Origin of the sequence: Bacillus sp. 2205SS5-2 (assembly GCF_037024155.1) — a bacterium.
Lineage (GTDB): Bacteria > Bacillota > Bacilli > Bacillales > Bacillaceae_K > Bacillus_CI.
Genome location: NZ_JAYKTS010000020.1, coordinates 41616 through 58906 on the forward strand (window position 1 = coordinate 41616; position 17291 = coordinate 58906).

The 17291-nt window shown below is 38.7% G+C and carries 17 protein-coding genes; 12 read left to right on the plus strand and 5 right to left on the minus strand.

Translation table 11 applies throughout. From position 1 onward, the window contains the following. Positions 1-18 precede the first annotated feature (18 nt). From hflX to U8D43_RS13810, 6 genes are all read left to right on the plus strand, one after another. Positions 19-1284 (plus strand): GTPase HflX, encoded by a 1266-nt coding sequence (gene hflX, locus U8D43_RS13785; RefSeq protein WP_335871762.1) that lies wholly within the window; start codon positions 19-21, stop codon positions 1282-1284. 12 nt (positions 1285-1296) lie between these two features. Then, on the plus strand, positions 1297-2577 hold the full coding sequence (locus U8D43_RS13790; protein ID WP_335871763.1) for a methionine gamma-lyase family protein: 1281 nt from the start codon (positions 1297-1299) through the stop codon (positions 2575-2577). Positions 2578-2714: 137 nt separating this feature from the next. Then, complete coding sequence (locus tag U8D43_RS13795; RefSeq protein WP_335871764.1) at positions 2715-3119, plus strand: MerR family transcriptional regulator; 405 nt, start codon at positions 2715-2717, stop codon at positions 3117-3119. 37 nt (positions 3120-3156) lie between these two features. Then, a complete protein-coding gene (gene glnA / locus U8D43_RS13800) occupies positions 3157-4491 on the plus strand; it encodes a type I glutamate--ammonia ligase (protein WP_335871765.1) in 1335 nt (444 codons plus the stop codon). An 80-nt stretch (positions 4492-4571) separates the two neighbouring features. Continuing rightward, the gene (locus U8D43_RS13805) at positions 4572-4718 is read left to right on the plus strand and encodes a hypothetical protein (RefSeq protein ID WP_335871766.1); all 147 of its coding nucleotides are present in this window, start codon (positions 4572-4574) and stop codon (positions 4716-4718) included. A gap of 1 nt (position 4719) precedes the next feature. Further along, positions 4720-5346 (plus strand): NUDIX hydrolase, encoded by a 627-nt coding sequence (locus tag U8D43_RS13810; RefSeq protein WP_335871767.1) that lies wholly within the window; start codon positions 4720-4722, stop codon positions 5344-5346. Between the two features lie 335 nt (positions 5347-5681). Here the strand turns inward: U8D43_RS13810 and U8D43_RS13815 are convergent, their stop codons facing one another. Then, a complete protein-coding gene (locus tag U8D43_RS13815) occupies positions 5682-6404 on the minus strand; it encodes a nucleotidyltransferase domain-containing protein (protein WP_335871768.1) in 723 nt (240 codons plus the stop codon). Positions 6405-7484: 1080 nt separating this feature from the next. Here U8D43_RS13815 and U8D43_RS13820 point away from each other — a divergent pair. Next, on the plus strand, positions 7485-9224 hold the full coding sequence (locus U8D43_RS13820) for an aromatic amino acid hydroxylase (RefSeq protein ID WP_335871769.1): 1740 nt from the start codon (positions 7485-7487) through the stop codon (positions 9222-9224). Between the two features lie 85 nt (positions 9225-9309). Here the strand turns inward: U8D43_RS13820 and U8D43_RS13825 are convergent, their stop codons facing one another. Next, on the minus strand, positions 9310-10200 hold the full coding sequence (locus U8D43_RS13825) for a vanadium-dependent haloperoxidase (protein ID WP_335871770.1): 891 nt from the start codon (positions 10198-10200) through the stop codon (positions 9310-9312). Positions 10201-10268: 68 nt separating this feature from the next. Next, the gene (locus U8D43_RS13830; protein WP_335871771.1) at positions 10269-10763 is read right to left on the minus strand and encodes a L,D-transpeptidase family protein; all 495 of its coding nucleotides are present in this window, start codon (positions 10761-10763) and stop codon (positions 10269-10271) included. A gap of 606 nt (positions 10764-11369) precedes the next feature. Here U8D43_RS13830 and tnpA point away from each other — a divergent pair. Beyond that, positions 11370-11801 carry an IS200/IS605 family transposase gene (tnpA, locus tag U8D43_RS13835; RefSeq protein WP_335871800.1) on the plus strand — a complete coding sequence of 144 codons (432 nt, stop codon included), beginning with the start codon at positions 11370-11372 and terminating at the stop codon, positions 11799-11801. A 465-nt stretch (positions 11802-12266) separates the two neighbouring features. Here tnpA and U8D43_RS13840 read toward each other — a convergent pair whose 3' ends face one another. Further along, a complete protein-coding gene (locus U8D43_RS13840) occupies positions 12267-12548 on the minus strand; it encodes a hypothetical protein (protein WP_335871772.1) in 282 nt (93 codons plus the stop codon). 389 nt (positions 12549-12937) lie between these two features. Continuing rightward, on the minus strand, positions 12938-13558 hold the full coding sequence (gene lexA / locus U8D43_RS13845) for a transcriptional repressor LexA (RefSeq protein WP_335871773.1): 621 nt from the start codon (positions 13556-13558) through the stop codon (positions 12938-12940). A 153-nt stretch (positions 13559-13711) separates the two neighbouring features. On the opposite strand from lexA, the gene yneA reads away from it, so the two are divergent. From yneA to tkt, 4 genes are all read left to right on the plus strand, one after another. Then, positions 13712-14047 (plus strand): cell division suppressor protein YneA, encoded by a 336-nt coding sequence (gene yneA / locus U8D43_RS13850; RefSeq protein ID WP_335871774.1) that lies wholly within the window; start codon positions 13712-13714, stop codon positions 14045-14047. Between the two features lie 7 nt (positions 14048-14054). After that, entirely contained in the window at positions 14055-14705 is a 651-nt protein-coding gene (locus U8D43_RS13855) for a YneB family resolvase-like protein (protein ID WP_335871775.1), read from the plus strand. 81 nt (positions 14706-14786) lie between these two features. Further along, a complete protein-coding gene (locus tag U8D43_RS13860) occupies positions 14787-15020 on the plus strand; it encodes a DUF896 domain-containing protein (protein ID WP_335871776.1) in 234 nt (77 codons plus the stop codon). 209 nt (positions 15021-15229) lie between these two features. Further along, positions 15230-17233: a transketolase gene (gene tkt, locus U8D43_RS13865; protein ID WP_335871777.1), complete on the plus strand. Its 2004-nt coding sequence runs from the start codon at positions 15230-15232 to the stop codon at positions 17231-17233. Positions 17234-17291 lie beyond the last annotated feature (58 nt).

Consider the following 17291-nt stretch of genomic DNA (forward strand, 5'->3'; position numbering starts at 1 on the left):
ATAGACTTATTTTTAGAAATGAGGGTGTGTGCAGTGGAGAAGATTATGCTTGAAAAAGTAATCATAGTTGGATGTCAACTTAATGAAGAAGAAGAAACTTTTCTCTATTCAATGAATGAACTACAGGCTTTAGCGGAAACGGCACAAGGTATTGTGATTTCAACACTGACACAAAAACGAGATCGAGTGCATCCCTCTACATATATCGGTAAAGGTAAAGTAGAAGAGTTGTCACTGTTGGCAGAAGAGTTAGATCCGGACGTGATTATCTTTAATGATGAGCTTTCTCCAAGCCAAATTAGAAATATTTCTGCAGAAGTAAACGCGAAAATTATTGACCGAACGCAATTAATTTTGGATATATTCGCTCAACGCGCTCGTTCCAAGGAAGGTAAGCTACAAGTGGAGCTTGCACAGTTACAATATTTATTACCTCGTTTAGGTGGCCAAGGTATTGCGTTATCCCGGTTAGGGGGCGGTATCGGGACGCGGGGACCAGGTGAAACAAAATTAGAGTCTGATCGTCGTCATATTCGTCGACGTCTTGATGATATCAAGGGACAGTTGAAAACTATTGTTAGTCACCGTGAACGTTACCGAGAAAGAAGAAAGAAAAATAAAGTCTTCCAAATAGCGTTAGTAGGATATACAAATGCCGGTAAATCAACGTTATTTAACCGATTATCAAGTGCAGAAGCATATGAAGAAAATCAATTATTCGCCACGCTTGATCCGATGACACGTCGAATTGGGCTTCCAAGTGGATACCAAGCGTTACTAACGGATACGGTTGGCTTTATTCAAGATTTACCAACGACCCTAATAGCGGCCTTCCGCTCTACACTGGAAGAGGTTAGCGAAGCGGACCTTCTATTACATGTCGTGGATGGATCAAGTTCGGAATACCGCCTACATGAAGACACGGTTCACGGTCTACTTGAAGATCTTGACATGCACAATATTCCACAATTAACGGTTTACAATAAGAAAGATCTCTTTGATGATACTTTTGTTCCTGATACTTCCTTTGAACATGTCATCGTTAGTGCGTTAAGTTTGGAGGACCAACAATTCGTAAAACAAGTGATCGAGCAAGATATGATCCGTATGATGGAACCATATAGCGTCAAGATTCCATCGACTGCTGGGAAAGTCATTGCCCAATTAAAGGGAGAAACGATTATTACCTCGTTAACCTTCAATGAAGAACATGGATTTTATGAAGCAAAAGGTCATGCCTTAAAAAATCATCCGATTTCCGGAGAAATTGAAAAATATCAATAAAGGAGTCACAACATGTTTCAGCAACTAAGTCATGGTCGTCTTTTGGAACCTTTAGTAAAAGAAGTCGAAACGAAAATTAGTTTTCAACACTTAGAGGCTGACCGACGAGCAGAAAACAATCAATTTCGAGTTCTAACTAGCTTTCAACAACATAAAGTAAGTGATGCTCATTTTATCCCATCAACGGGGTATGGGTACGATGATAGTGGAAGGGACACCCTTGAAAGTATTTACGCAGATGTTTTTGGTGGAGAAGCAGGACTTGTACGTCCGCAAATTATATCCGGCACGCATGCAATTTCTATCGCTTTGTTTGGTGTGTTGCGGCCGAATGATGAATTATTATATATTACTGGAAAGCCATATGACACCCTTGAAGAAATCGTGGGGTCCAGAGGTAGTGGCGTCGGCTCTTTGAAGGAATTCGGGATTAGTTATCAAGATGTTTCGTTAACCGGTGAAGGAAAAGTGGATTTTGCAGCGGTGAAACAGGCGATTACATCCAGAACCAAAATGATAGGTATTCAGCGATCGAAAGGGTACGCAAACCGACCGTCGTTTACTGTATCTGAAATAGAAGAAATGATTCTTTTTGTTAAAGATGTGCATCCCGATGTTGTGGTGTTTGTGGACAATTGCTATGGGGAGTTTGTGGAAGAACAAGAACCTTGTCATGTTGGTGCAGATCTGATAGCGGGTTCATTAATCAAAAACCCAGGTGGTGGATTAGCTAAAACGGGTGGCTATATTGTTGGGAAGAAAAAATGGGTAGAAGCATGTTCCTACCGGATGACTTCTCCTGGTATCGGAGCCGAAGCTGGAGCATCCCTTTATAGTTTACAGGAGATGTATCAAGGTTTTTTTCAGGCGCCGCATGTTGTGGCACAGGCCTTGAAAGGGGCTATTTTTACAGCAGCTATGTTGGAAGAACTGGGTTTGAATACAAACCCTAGCTGGCAAGCTCGACGGACCGACTTGATACAGTCAGTACAGTTCGATGATAAAGATAAAATGATAGCATTTTGCCAAGCCATCCAATTTGCCTCACCTATTAATTCGCATTTCACTCCGTATCCAAACTATATGCCTGGGTACGAAGATGATGTGATCATGGCTGCTGGAACGTTTATTCAAGGAGCAAGCATTGAATTATCAGCAGATGGACCGATCCGTCCACCCTATGTAGCGTATGTCCAAGGCGGATTAACGTATTCTCATGTAAAATTAGCAATTTGCCTGTCCGTAAATGAATTAATAGAAAAAGGTTTAGTCTTTTTGGAAGTGGGTAAATAAACAAATAAGTGGATAGCTTAACAATAGCTATCCATTTTTTTTGAGGGGTTATGTCAGAAAAACTAACATGATATTGACATTTTTCCTGACATTACATATAATGATTTCATAAGGGAGAAACAAAAGGAGGGATGATGATGAGTGGAAGTAATATTCGTAGATCAATGCCTGTTTTTCCAATTAGCAGCGTGATGCAATTAACGGAATTAACTGCTCGTCAGATTCGTTACTATGAAGAGCATCAGCTCATTTCTCCAGCCAGAACTGAAGGGAAACGAAGATTGTTTTCTCTCAATGATATTGATAAGCTGTTGGAAATAAAAGAATTATTAGAACAAGGCATGAATATGGTAGGAATTCAGAAATTATTCGCCTTACATGCAACACCACCTACCACAGTAGAGGATGAAAAAGAAGCTGGAGATGCTAGACGTGACCTGACAGACGAAGAACTGCGAAAAATATTGCGAAATGAATTTTTACAAGCTGGACGTTACCAACGTTCAAACCTCAGGTCTGGGGATATGTCGCGTTTTCATTAATAAAACTAAGAAAAAGTTTTAAGGAGGAATTTAGCAAATGATAAAGTTTACACGTGAGGATATTACACGATTAGCAAAAGAAGAGAATGTAAAGTATATTCGTCTACAGTTTACCGATATTTTAGGGACAATTAAAAACGTAGAAATTCCTGTAACTCAACTAGACAAAGCTCTTGATAATAAAATGATGTTTGACGGATCTTCTATTGAAGGATTTGTTCGTATTGAAGAGTCTGATATGTACTTATTCCCTGACCTAGACACATGGGTAGTGTTCCCATGGACTGCAGAAAAAGGGAAAGTTGCACGTTTAATCTGTGACATCTACAACCCAGATGGTACGGCATTTGAAGGGGATCCACGGAATAACCTTCGACGCATCTTGAAAGAGATGGAAGACTTAGGATTTACTGATTTTAACCTTGGGCCTGAGCCAGAATTCTTCTTGTTTAAATTAGATGAAAAAGGCGAGCCAACATTAGAACTAAATGATAATGGCGGATACTTTGATTTAGCACCAACTGATCTAGGGGAAAATTGTCGTCGTGATATCGTACTTGAACTTGAGGAAATGGGCTTTGAAATTGAAGCTTCTCACCATGAAGTGGCTCCTGGTCAACATGAAATCGATTTTAAATATGCAAGTGCAGTCAAAGCTTGTGATGATATCCAAACGTTTAAATTAGTTGTCAAAACGATTGCACGTAAGCATGGTTTACACGCAACATTTATGCCTAAACCACTTTTTGGAGTAAACGGATCAGGAATGCACTGTAACTTATCATTATTTAAAAATGGCGTAAATACATTCTTTGATACAGACAGTGATTTAGAATTAAGCGATACAGCACGTCAATTTATTGCAGGAATCATTAAACATGCTTCTAGCTTTACGGCTGTAACGAACCCGACGATCAATTCGTATAAGCGTTTAGTTCCAGGATTCGAAGCGCCGTGCTATGTGGCATGGTCAGCTCGTAATCGTAGTCCATTAATTCGGATTCCTGCATCTCGTGGTTTAAGTACTCGTGTTGAAGTCCGTAGCGTTGATCCGGCAGCAAACCCGTACCTTGCCATGGCAGTAATGCTTCGTGCTGGACTTGATGGCATCAAAAATAAAATGACACCACCGAAACCAATCGATCGCAACATTTACGTGATGAACAAACAAGAACGTGAAGCAGAAGGCATCGTTGATCTTCCGGCCTCACTATTCAACGCCCTTGAAAATTTAGAAAGCAATGAAGTCATGACTGGTGCACTAGGTGAGCATATTCTAGAGCATTTCCTAGAAGCGAAGCATATCGAGTGGGATATGTTCCGCACGCAAGTACACCCTTGGGAACGCGAACAGTATATGACAACTTTCTAATAGCGAAACCCCTTGACGCGACTTATGTTAAGGGGTTTTCTTTTTGTGGTTAAGATCACTTTTTTCTAGGAGTAGTCGTATTGACCACAAAAATCCCGAATTCCTTCAAAACATCTATTTTTTATTTATTGCTTGTCCTTGATTCGGTTTTCGAATTACTTGAAATTCCAGAGGAGTTAAATGTTAAACTAGCACTAATCGACAAAAATCAGGGATTGTATACATAAAATGGAAACAGAAAAACTAGCAATTTTTGATGAAAACTACATAAAAATCGGTGTGAAAACACGGGATGAAATCCACCGTCAGGGGTATTGGCATGAAACCTTTCATTGCTGGTTTTTGAAACGAGAAGAACGGGAAGATTATTTATATTTTCAACTCAGAAGTAAGGAGAAAAAGGATTATCCAGCATTATTCGATATTACCGCCGCAGGTCATCTGCTGGAAAATGAAAGCGTAGAAGAAGGGGTTCGTGAAGTGAAAGAGGAGCTAGGAGTGAATCTTCTCTTTTCTGAATTAGTTTCGCTAGGTGTAATGAAGTATAGTGTGAGGAATAATGAATTAGTAGACAATGAACTTGCTAATGTTTTTCTTTATCTTCTACCTAAAGAGGAAGTTGCATTCTCTGTGGGTAAAGCTGAAGTTGCAGGGGTTGTGAAAGTGGGCCTGTCTTCGTTTTACCAGCTTATTCGAAGTGAAGTGGAGGCAGTCAGGGTGGAAGGATTTCAAGAACTGAATAACGGTGTGAAAGTAGAGATAGTAAAAGACGTGACCTTACAGGAATTCGTGCCCCATGAGCTGGAATATTTTGAAGCAGTAGTAGAAAAAGTAAAGAAAGTATTGGCTTCTTAAGAAAAGGCTCTTTTTGTATTCAATGTGGCTATTTTATCTGATTTTTGACTGAGTCCTTCATTTCACTGTTGATTTTCATCAAAAATAGACGGATCGAGCTACAGTGGCTTGCGGCTCGGGGTTAAATGAATAACCCTCCAGTGATGCAGGCATCACCTCCGAGTTCTTCATTTGCCTGACGCCGCAGGGCAGCCACTTCCGCTTTTCGTGATTCAGCTGCAGTGGCTAGGGACTCGTGCATTTGTCAGCCCACTACGTGAAGCAGGCTTCACGTAGTGTTCTGCCAGATGCCTGCCGTCCCTGTACAGCCAATTCCGCTTTTCGTGAATGAGAAATTATTCGCCTTTCCCTAAAGAAAATCCTTCGAATAATAGGCCACCAAAGGGATCTAAAATCTTCTCACTTAAAGAAATGACTGCGCTTTTATCTCCTGACTTATAGAAGTGGTCGAATGCTTTTACAAACTCCTCAGTAAAGTTTTCATCAAATGAGTTAAGTGCTCGAATAATCCATTTAGATGAACCAATCCAGCGTCGGTTAGTTCTCAGTACAAATTCATGAAGTAGTGAAGCTAAATGATTGGCGATAAACAATTGTTCGCCACGTTCACTTGCCCCGATAAAGTCATCGAGTGTGTCTGTGATGAAATAGCGTTTAAAACGAATCTCTTGATCAGTCCAGATATCTGGACCTTGTGCCAACTGAGCATTTGCTTCTTGTTTAATTCCTTCAAGAATTCCTTCATCCTTAATCACGAGTCCTTCTGAAATCATTTTTTGCATAGAAGGCCTCGCTGCTTTGTGGTCGAGAAGAAAAAATTGCTTATAAGATGTTAGATTGTGCACAAATACTTCGATGGGCCACCCGAATGCATGGAGTGACTCTCGGTAAGAAGATGGGACACTTTGATCAAAGATAACTATGTCTAGGTCAGAAGTGCTGGTATGTTCTCCTCTAACTACGCTACCAGCCAGAATGGCTCCCTGACAAGAAGAGTAGTAAGTGATGATAAATTTCTCTGCTGATAGAAAGGGATCTAATTTTGGTACAGAGTTCATATTAATCTCCAATTTAATGGGCGTGTTGAACGCTCAGATTTTTATTGACACCAACCGGATATTTTGGCTTGTAGCTATAGCGTACAATATACCAAGTTGAATTTCTACTAAAATTTTTTAGTCCGTATCTAAATATTGTTGTATGCTTTCAAGAATGGGGTAATAAAAGAGTGATAAGTGAAAGAAGCTGATATTGTTAGCATTTATTCATTGGTCTTAACTAGTTTATCCTTCTATTTGAATGCTGTTTTCGCATAGGTTATGGATATTTCATCGGATTTTTGATTAAATCGCCAATTTCAAAGTTGACTTCCATCAAAAATAGACGAGTTGATGTCAGGAACAAATATATATCACCACTTAGAGACTGGTTCGGAAAGCAACCAACTTTGCGAAAATAGCCTTTCCTAATGAAAAACTCTTCAACACTGAATGAAAAGTAAAATCAATCGAAAAAAACCTTACAGCCTTTTTTTCTTTGTGCCATGAGCAATAAAGAATTGGAAAGAACCTTTTTGAAAACTAATTTGACAAAAAGAGGTTTTGGAGTTAATATACTAATATACTTCAACACGCAAAAGCGTTTAAGCGTCTAAGTTTAAAAGTGAATAATTAAGAGTCTGATAGCAAGCAGTAGCGAATATCTTGGCAGCAACTAGAGACTGAATATGTGGTGGAAATTCAGGCGGGATAGATCGTGAATTACAGCTATCATTAAAAGACTAATTAGAATGAGTGAACAAATCAAATTGATTTGTTAAGTAGGGTGGTATCGCGGAGAGCTTCTTCGTCCCTGATTTAGGGGATGGGGAAGCTCTTTTTGTGGAAGGCTCCTTTCATATGGCTCTTTTCGAATACTTTGTTGCTGTTGCATACAAAAAAGGATGGAAACACTCTATTCTTACCTCTTTTCGGATTAAAATGATGCGAAAAGATGCCCGAAATCATTCTTCATCACGAATTGAGGGCTAATTCGAAAAGCCACAAACTTTGCGAAAACAGCCTTTCATATACATTGTTGCGAAAAGCAAAATTCAATGCGGAAACAATCTTTAATATAAAAAATGGAGGTCATTACACATGATGAAAACACAAAAAATACCGAAACATTTACAAAAATATGTAGTTAATCAAGAGTATGACCAATACAGCAGTATTGATCAAGCTGTATGGAGATTTGTGATGCGTCAAAATAAACATTTTTTGCAGAATACTGCTCACGAAGCATATAGCAAAGGACTAGAGTCTTCTGTAATCTCAATAGATAAGATTCCTAATGTTGATGAGGAAATGAATGAAACACTCTCTGAAATTGGGTGGGGAGCAGTCAATATCGATGGATTTATTCCTGGGGTTGTGTTTTTTGATTTTCAAGCACATGGACTGTTACCGATTGCATCAGATATTCGAAAATTGGAAAATATTCAATATACTCCTGCCCCAGATATTATTCATGAAGCGGCTGGACATGCACCGATTTTATATAATGAAACGTTTTCTCGATACGTAAAACTATTTGGAGAAATCGGTTCAAAAGCGCTAGCCACAAAAGAAGAACATGAGGTTTTTGAGGCCACAAGAGATTATTCTAATCTACTTGAAAGCGGTATTGCCTCAGCAACAGAAATTTCAAATGCGAAACGGGTAATGGAACAAAAGCAATCACAAGTTACTGGATTATCAGAAGCAGAAGAAATTTCTCGATTATACTGGTGGACTGTTGAGTATGGCTTAGTAGGATCGATTACTAATCCTAAAATTTACGGCGCTGGACTGTTATCATCTGTATCAGAAGGAAGAAATAGTCTGACAGACCAAGTGGAGAAAATACCGTTTGCACTTCAAAAAGTTATCTCTTCTTCTTTTGATATAACAAAGCCTCAACCCCAGCTTTTCGTTAGTGAAGACTTTGCAGAATTAATACATGCTGTAAAGGAATTTTCTGAAACGATGGCGTGGAAACAAGGTGGAACAAAAAGTCTAGAAAAAGCTATTCAATCAGCTCGAACAGCTACGATTGTCTATAGTTCTGGTCTGCAAGTAACAGGAACACTTTCTTCCATCACGAAAAACATTCAGGGTGAAGCGATTTACATGAAGACAGATGGAAAGACCTCTTTAAATTCTAACAATGTAGAGCTATTTGGTCACAGTGTAGCTACCCATACAGATGGATTTGGTTCACCAATTGGAGGGTTAAGGGACTTTGTCAAACCGTTAGAACAATGGTCGGACAATGAACTATCCCGGGCTGGTATTGTACTCAATCAATTTTGTGAGCTTCACTTTGCTAGTGGAATTATCGTAAAAGGAATTCCGGTCGATATGGTAAGAGATAAAGAAATCATTCAATTAATTTCTTTTACAAACTGTACGGTTAATTATAAAGAAGAGGTACTATTTCAAGAATCTTGGGGTCAGTATGATATGGCAGTTGGGTCTGAAATAATATCAGTATTTGCAGGTGCAGCGGATTCAGAAGCCTTTTTTGCTGATGAAGTAGTGGAGTTGAATTCTAAAGTGAGAGAATTACAACCCAGTCCAATCGAGAATATGTATTCAAGAGTACGTCAATTACGGGAAAATGCGGAGTATGTTGTTGAATTAGAAGAAGTATTGCCGGATCTTATCGATGAATTAACGGAAGTATCTGCAGATGATTGGTTACTACGAATTGAAATACTAGAATTACTTTTAAAAAATGATCTACTACCTAATAAACAGGCTGAATTGTTTAGCCAATTAGAGGCAATACGTGATTTGAAGGACGAGTACAAAGAGCTAATTGATCGTGGGCTGATGATTATAGATTCTGAATGAGTAAATCATCCTCGTTAATGAGTATCTTAGGTTGAGAAAAAGGAGAGCAGATATAATATCTGCTCTCCTTTTTTTGCAACAATAGCTAAAAAAATAGTTTCGGTTTTGTACCTCTATAGCCTCTTCGAAAGTGAGGTGCAGAGTTTGTCGTGGTTAGTGACTCACAGGCATTGTCAAAATCAAAAGGAATGGATTGTTCATAGGGTGGTGGTAGTAAGTCAACGGGGCGTCTGGACGAGAGGGGGATGTCGATGATCCCTCGAGATTCATCCCGATTATTCCGAATTTCTTCTATCACAATTTGACCAACTTCTCTGCCCAATTTCAAGCCCTCTGAATTATCTACAGGGAAATGTACACCTGCATACAATCGGGACGCAGCACATTCTTCTGCTAATTCATGAAGTCTTCTTCTCATGCTAGGAAAAAAATAGCCCAGAATAACTTCTGCTGCACCGGCGATAGCAGCATGACCTGATGGATAGGAAGGGTGTCTAGGAGTACATATATAAGTTTTAAGCGTAGGATCTAATTGATTGGGTCGAGCGACATTCCACTCAAATTTATAGTACCAAGTCGCAACAAATGCATCATTTAGTCCAGCATATAGAATAGATAAAATCCTTGCTGCACGTGGGGCTTCAACTCCAAAAGAGTCGATCAATTTATCGGCTATGGGTGTCCATTGTTTTGTCGCAGGCCCTCGTGACCAGTAAGTGGCAATCGTTTTTTCCCGTTCGGTTAAGTTAGCGAGAGTACTTTTGACTTTTTTTAATTCAGTTTCCCAGTGTATGCGATCGGGAGAGAGAATATTAAAGTGAATAGCTTCACCATCTCTTGTGCTGAAGTTGGAGCCCTCACGTTTGATGTAAAAAGTTGGCCATGAAGAGGTATAAGGAGCTTCTGGGTTTGATGGAGAAAAATCTTCGCCAGCATATGGAACTTCATTCCATAAAGGTATATCATTATTGCTCATAATTTTCACCCCCTTTTTATTAGATTATGCAAATTTGTTAAAGAGGTTTAGACGATGTTAGAGAAAATTTATGAGCGAATCTTCACTGCTGTACCGATTGGAATAATGCTTGCGAGCTCTTCAACGTCCGCATTGTACATTCGAACGCAGCCTTTGGAGACAAATTTGCCAATGGAGGAAGGGTTATTTGTTCCGTGTATTCCGTAGTGCTTTTTCGACAAACTCATCCATATCGTCCCAAACGGACCCCCTGGGTTCGGTGCTTTATTAATAATGATATAGTTGCCAATCGGGGTTGAACTGAGCATTTTCCCTACCCCAACGGGATAGACCTTTTGGGTTTGATTGTTATAAGTAAGGGTGAGTGTTCGGTTAGTTAGATTGATGTTAATTTGGTAGGGGATTGTGTCAGGAGAGGGATATCCTGGAATAGTTATTTGTTGACCGACATAAATAAGATCAGGGTTGATACCGGGGTTGACTTGAAGAATAGATTGAAGGGGAGTTCGGTAGTCTTCTGAAATGGCAAAAAGCGTTTCACCAGATTTAACAGTATGTAACATTTTTATGGCCTCCTTTATTTACCTCACTATATGCAAGTGAATTTTGGTGAGTGAAGGCTGATTTTTGATGATTGTTGCCTTTCGCACTAAATCTTATTTTGCGACAAAGATTGTCTTCGGGGGTATTTTTGCATTATTTTCAATTCGTTGGGTGAACACAGTGGACCTCTAATGATTTTTACAGAAGTCTGTTTTCGCTAAGATTGCTACTATTCGAACCAGTCTATCAGCTGTTAAATTGCTTTGCACCGGGCATTTTTTCGTCTATTATTGATGAAAATGAGTATGCCGTTAGCTCAGAAAGACTCACTGTTTCAGTTGATATAAGATTCTCTTACTGACTTGCAATATCGTTGAACTTTCAATTTCAAACTAGGTTATAGATTTCCGCTCCAGGCACTCGCTTTCCGCGGGGCGGGCGGTGAGCCTCCTCGGCGGAAGAACGCGCCTGTGGGGTCTCACCTGTCCCGCTAATCCCGCAGGAGTCGAGTGCCTTCCGCTCCAATTTTTTAATTTACAAATGCGTGGTCTAACTCCACCGTCTTTAGACGGTATCCGCTTTTAGCCTTGTCTTTAAATGTCCATACTTACGATAGAGGTGAGAGTATAGACGGTTATCAAAAAAGTAGTCATGCGGTATTTGATATAAAATATCATGTTATATGGGTTACGAAATATAGATATAAAGTTCTACATGGACCAATTGCCAAAAGAACAAGAGAATTAATAAGGCAAGGCTGCGAAGCAAGAGGAATCACGATTTTGCAAGGGAGTGTGGGGAAAGATCATATCCACTTATTGCTATCTTGTCCTCCAAGCCTAGCACCAAGTAAAATAATGCAGTACTTGAAAGGACGATCATCAAGACTCCTCCAGGATGAGTTTCCTGAATTAAAGAAGAGATTTTGGGGACAACATCTATGGGCGAGAGGATATTTCTGCGCAACAGTTGGAACGGTAACAGAAGAAATCATTCGAAACTATATAGCCAACCAGTTTGGTGATGGAAAAGACGATATATTCAAGATTGAGGAGTGAGTTTAGTCAAATTCAGTATGCTTCAGCTTAGGTACTTTGAGAAGACTTGAGTCTTGAATTGCGACTTTAGTCGGTGACATTTATGTCTAAATCCACCTGCTTTAGCGGGTGGTCGTTTAAGTATACAAATTATTAAAGGCTTATATAAGGTCCTATTTCTCGTAGATTTTCATTCGCATTAAGTCCATAGGTTGAAAGAAATAGACTATCCATCTGTCTCTTAAAGGGAGGATGTACAATCAAAGTTTTACTTCTTTCAATTCATATTCAGAAGGATCATACTTTCCTTTCTCACAAGTAACTCAAACCTATCTTACTTGAGTCTTGGTAACATTGTCAGCAGTATCTATCAAAATAACGAATCGCTACCTGAAGTAAATCATAGAAATAATTGAATTTGTCTTCTTTTTTGAACAAAGTTAATCCAATTGGAGTCATGTACCATTTCTGTGAATGATGGTGCAGCTATCGGATTTCCATTACGATTCCAAGTGTGACTTGATAAGAGTTTTTTAGCTGTGCTAACGGATTCACTACAAGTTCGATAAAGTGAAAAACTTTTATTAAAGCGATTAAATAAACTTGTTCATAGTAAACTTCTTCAAGTACTAGACTAGCATTGCTTTCGTCAACAATCTGGACATCTATTTGGACATCCTTACAAAATTCTGAGCAAAAGGGATACTCATTTTGATGAATAAAAAAACAAAATGAAGGATTTAATTTAAAATTAGCTGAAATAGCCACAATGAATACGAAACCCCCATGTCCTTCTCAGACACCGCAATAGATGGAAATGGGGGTGTAGTGGTTAAATCTTAATCCTTTCAGTCAACGATGATAAAGTAGGTACTAAGATGATCTTAGCACCTGAAAGAGAGACAAGTTGACAACCATTTCCGGCGGTGCCTCTAGCGGAATTATGCATTGTTAAGACTGTGTACACTTTCACTATAAACTTTATGAAAGTGCAGGTAAAAAGAAAGAAAGCAACAAAAAAGAATTCTGTCTACTTTTCAAAAAAATGGGTTAGCCAGTTTAGGAGGGTGCTTTTTTGTGCCAAAATCAGCATCAAAACCCATTTTCGTATAAAAAGAGCCCAAGTGAAAAAGAAAAAAACCTTGCAGATGCAAGGTTTAATGAACTTGACGGTAAACACCAATCACTTTTCCTAGTATACTTACACTTTGGAGAATGATGGGTTGCATCGTAGGATTTTCAGGTTGTAAGCGGATAAAGTTTGTTTCTTTGAAAAAACGTTTACAGGTTGCTTCATCTTCATCAGTCATCGCAACGACAATCTCTCCATTGTTGGCTGTTTGCTGTTGACGAACAATCACGTAGTCACCGTCTAAGATCCCAGCATCGATCATACTGTCTCCCATAATTTCAAGCATGAAGACCGGTTCATCTGCAGGAGCTAACCTTTCGGGCAAAGGAAAGTACTCTTCAACGTTTTCAATCGCTGTAATTGGAATACCAGCGGTAACTTTACCTACCATTGGTACATTGACAACACGTTGTCGTGGGATTTGATCCACCTCTAAATCTAAAATTTCGATTGCACGGGGTTTAGTTGGGTCCCTGCGGATCAAACCTTTGCTTTCTAATCGTGCTAAATGTCCATGAACAGTAGAACTAGATGCTAATCCTACCGCTTCGCCGATTTCTCTTACAGAAGGTGGATAGCCTTTTACTTTTACTTCTTGCTTAATAAATTCAAGAATATCTTGTTGCCTTTTTGATAGTTTTGTCATTATCTGCACCTCAAATCTCTTCAATCTCTTAAACTTATTATATCATTATTTTTTGTTAGATACAAACATAAGTTCTAGTTTTAGTTGACAACGAACATTCGTTCCTATTATAATGTAATTAATACGAACAAACATTCGATAGGAGCGATGAAGATGATTACTTTCCTAAAAAATAATAATTTTGTAGTGTTATTAATGATTTTGACATTTATTTCAGGTTTGGTTATGTTAAACCAGTTAGAAGAAACTGACACAAGTTCTTATTTACATATTACAGTTGAAAAAGGCGACTCGCTATGGACGATAGCAGATCAATATCAAAAACTTCATGGGATGAATAAGAGTGATTTTATTCGATGGGTTTCTGATCAAAATGAGATGAAGAACTATGACCTAATCGCTGGTGAGTCCATTTATATCCCTGTTAAGTTCGAAGAGATAAAACAAATGGATCTTAATACACCACAATATGCGTTAAAAGGAGAATAATTTCAATATGAAATGCATCATTTACTGTCGCGTTAGCACGAAAAAGGAAACCCAAGAAACGTCACTAAAACGACAGGAAGAAGAATTAACGAAACTAGCCAGTCAATGGGGATTCGATATTCATTCTGTGATAAAAGATCAAGCAAGCGGCTATGATTTAGACCGAGAAGGAATTTTTGAACTTTTAGATGAAATAAAAGTTCATAATATCGAAGCCATTTTAATTCAAGATGAAACGAGAATCGGTAGAGGAAACGCAAAAATTGCTTTGATCCATTGTTTATTGAAAGAGGAGATAAAGCTTTATAGTATTTCTCATAAAGGAGAGCTTCAATTATCAGAGTCAGATTCAATGGTTCTTCAAATTGTGAGCATGGTTGAGGAACATCAACGGAAAATTCATAACCTGAAAATCAAGCGTGGCATGATTAGAGCAGTTGATAACGGATTTAAACCTGAAAACAATTTAAAGAATAAAGGGAATATTGAAGGAAGAGAACGAAAAGAAGTACCGATTGAAGAAATTGTCCGATTGCGTAAAAATGATTTAACATTCTCTGAAATTGCTGCAACATTAAGAGGATTTGGTTTCAATGTATCGAAAGCTACGGTTCATAGAAGATATCAAGAGTTTATGAAAAAACGAGAAGAAGCATGATACTTGTTATTTTGAACACTATCTTGTAACATATCAATACAAATGATAGACGTTTAAAACAACAAGAAAGGGGAGCTTATCATGTTAAATCCGGATAAACTCGCTCGATTAAATCAGCTTTCTAAAATAGCGAAAGCTGGTACATTATCAGTTGAAGAAACCATTGAGCGCCAAGATCTAAGGCAGGAATATTTATCAAATTTCCGTAATTCAATGAAATCTACCATAGAGAATACAAGAGTGATCGATCCCAATGGAAATGACGTCACTCCGCAAAAAGTAAAAGATCGACTAGATAAGAAAAAAATGCATTAAACCAAGAATCAATTCTTGGTTTTTTGTTTGTTTTTATGTGGGAAAGCAATATTTGATAAACGAGCGGATGATTTGGTCACTTAATGCAAATAATGTGAAGAATTATTCATCAAAATTGTTACAATGAATTCATTGTTGTTGTATAAACTTGAAAAGACGATTAATATTAAGAATGAGTCAAATTATGACGAGAAAGGATGTAAATTTTTATGTTTGATCAAATGGATTTATTAGCTGTAAATACAATTAGAACTCTTTCAATTGATGCAATTGAAAAAGCGAATTCAGGACACCCAGGAATGCCAATGGGCGCTGCGCCGATGGCCTATTCTTTATGGACTGAATTTATGAATCATAATCCAAAAAATCCTGAATGGTTTAATCGGGACCGCTTCGTTTTATCTGCGGGACATGGATCTATGCTTTTATATAGTATGCTGCACTTGTCTGGCTATGGCTTGCCAATGGAAGAAATCAAAAACTTTCGCCAATGGGGAAGCAAAACACCTGGACACCCAGAATATGGTCATACTGTAGGAGTGGAAGCAACAACAGGACCACTTGGGCAAGGAATTGCAATGGCTGTTGGGATGGCTATGGCTGAGCGTCATCTAGCAGGTGTTTATAATAAAGATCAATTTAACCTTGTCGACCATTATACATATTCGATTTGTGGCGATGGTGACCTAATGGAAGGAGTGTCAGCTGAAGCTTCATCATTAGCAGCTCACTTAAAGCTTGGTCGTTTAATCGTCCTGTATGATTCAAATGACATTTCATTAGATGGAGATCTAGATCGCTCATTCTCTGAAAGTATTGAAGGTCGTTTTAAGGCATACGGTTGGCAATATTTACGTGTTGAAAATGGCACGGATCTAGATGAAATTTCTAAAGCGATTGAAGAAGCTCGTCTTGACTTAGACCGTCCTACCCTTATTGAGGTTAAAACAGTAATCGGTTTTGGGTCTCCTAATCGCGCTGGTACTTCTGGTGTTCATGGTGCTCCTCTTGGTGGAGATGAACGTACATTAACGAAAAAATCTTATGAGTGGGATTTCGAACAAGAATTCCACGTGCCAGATGGAGTATACAATCGATTTGAAGAAAAAATTGTTCAAAGAGGGAAGCAAACTGAGCAAAAATGGAATGATTTATACGCTCAGTATAAAGAAACTCACCCTGAATTAGCGAAACAATTTGAAGCAGCCATTTCTGGAGAGCTCCCAGAGGATTGGGATGAGTTGATCCCGGTTTATAAAGAAGGAACTAGTCTTGCAAGCCGTGCTTCTTCAGGTGAAGTATTAAACGCAATTGCGCAAAAAGTACCTAGTTTTATTGGTGGATCAGCTGATTTAGCCGGATCAAATAAAACGATGATTAAAGATGTGAAAGACTTTACACCAGAATCTTATGAAGGTAGAAATATTTGGTTTGGTGTCCGTGAATTTGCGATGGGTGCCGCTTTAAATGGTATGGCTCTACACGGTGGAGTGAATGTCTTTGGTGGAACATTCTTCGTGTTTAGTGATTATGTACGACCTGCGATTCGTCTTTCAGCGCTTATGGGATTACCAGTCACATACGTCTTTACTCATGATAGTATTGCAGTTGGAGAAGATGGTCCAACTCACGAACCTGTTGAGCAATTACCATCTTTACGAGCGATGCCGAACTTATCCGTCATTCGCCCAGCGGACAGCAACGAAACAGCTGCTGCATGGAAAGCGGCAATGACATCTAAAAACAAACCTTCACTTCTTGTATTGACTCGTCAAAACTTACCGACCATTCCAGGTTCGATTAAAGGGGCGAAAGAAGGAGTAGAAAAAGGAGCCTATGTGATTTCACCAAGTGATAAAGCTGAAGCAGACGCTCTTCTTTTAGCTGCTGGATCTGAAGTAGGGTTAGCAGTTGAAGCACAACAAGTACTCTTAAAAGAAGGTATCGATGTTTCTGTAGTGAGCATGCCTGCATGGGATCGTTTTGAAGAACAATCAGCCGAATATAAAAATTCGGTTATACCAAAAACAATAAAAAAACGTTTAGCAATAGAAATGGCAGCTCCACTTGGTTGGGATCGCTATGTTGGAGACGAAGGAGACATTTTAGCTATCAATGGCTTTGGTGCATCTGCTCCAGAAGGTAAAATTCTTGAAGAATATGGATTTACCGTTGCTAATGTAGTATCTCGTCTGAAAGCTTTATTGCAATAGCTCATAGGAAAACTGCTGACTTACTGTCAGCAGTTTTTTTACATGAAATAGAAAAAGT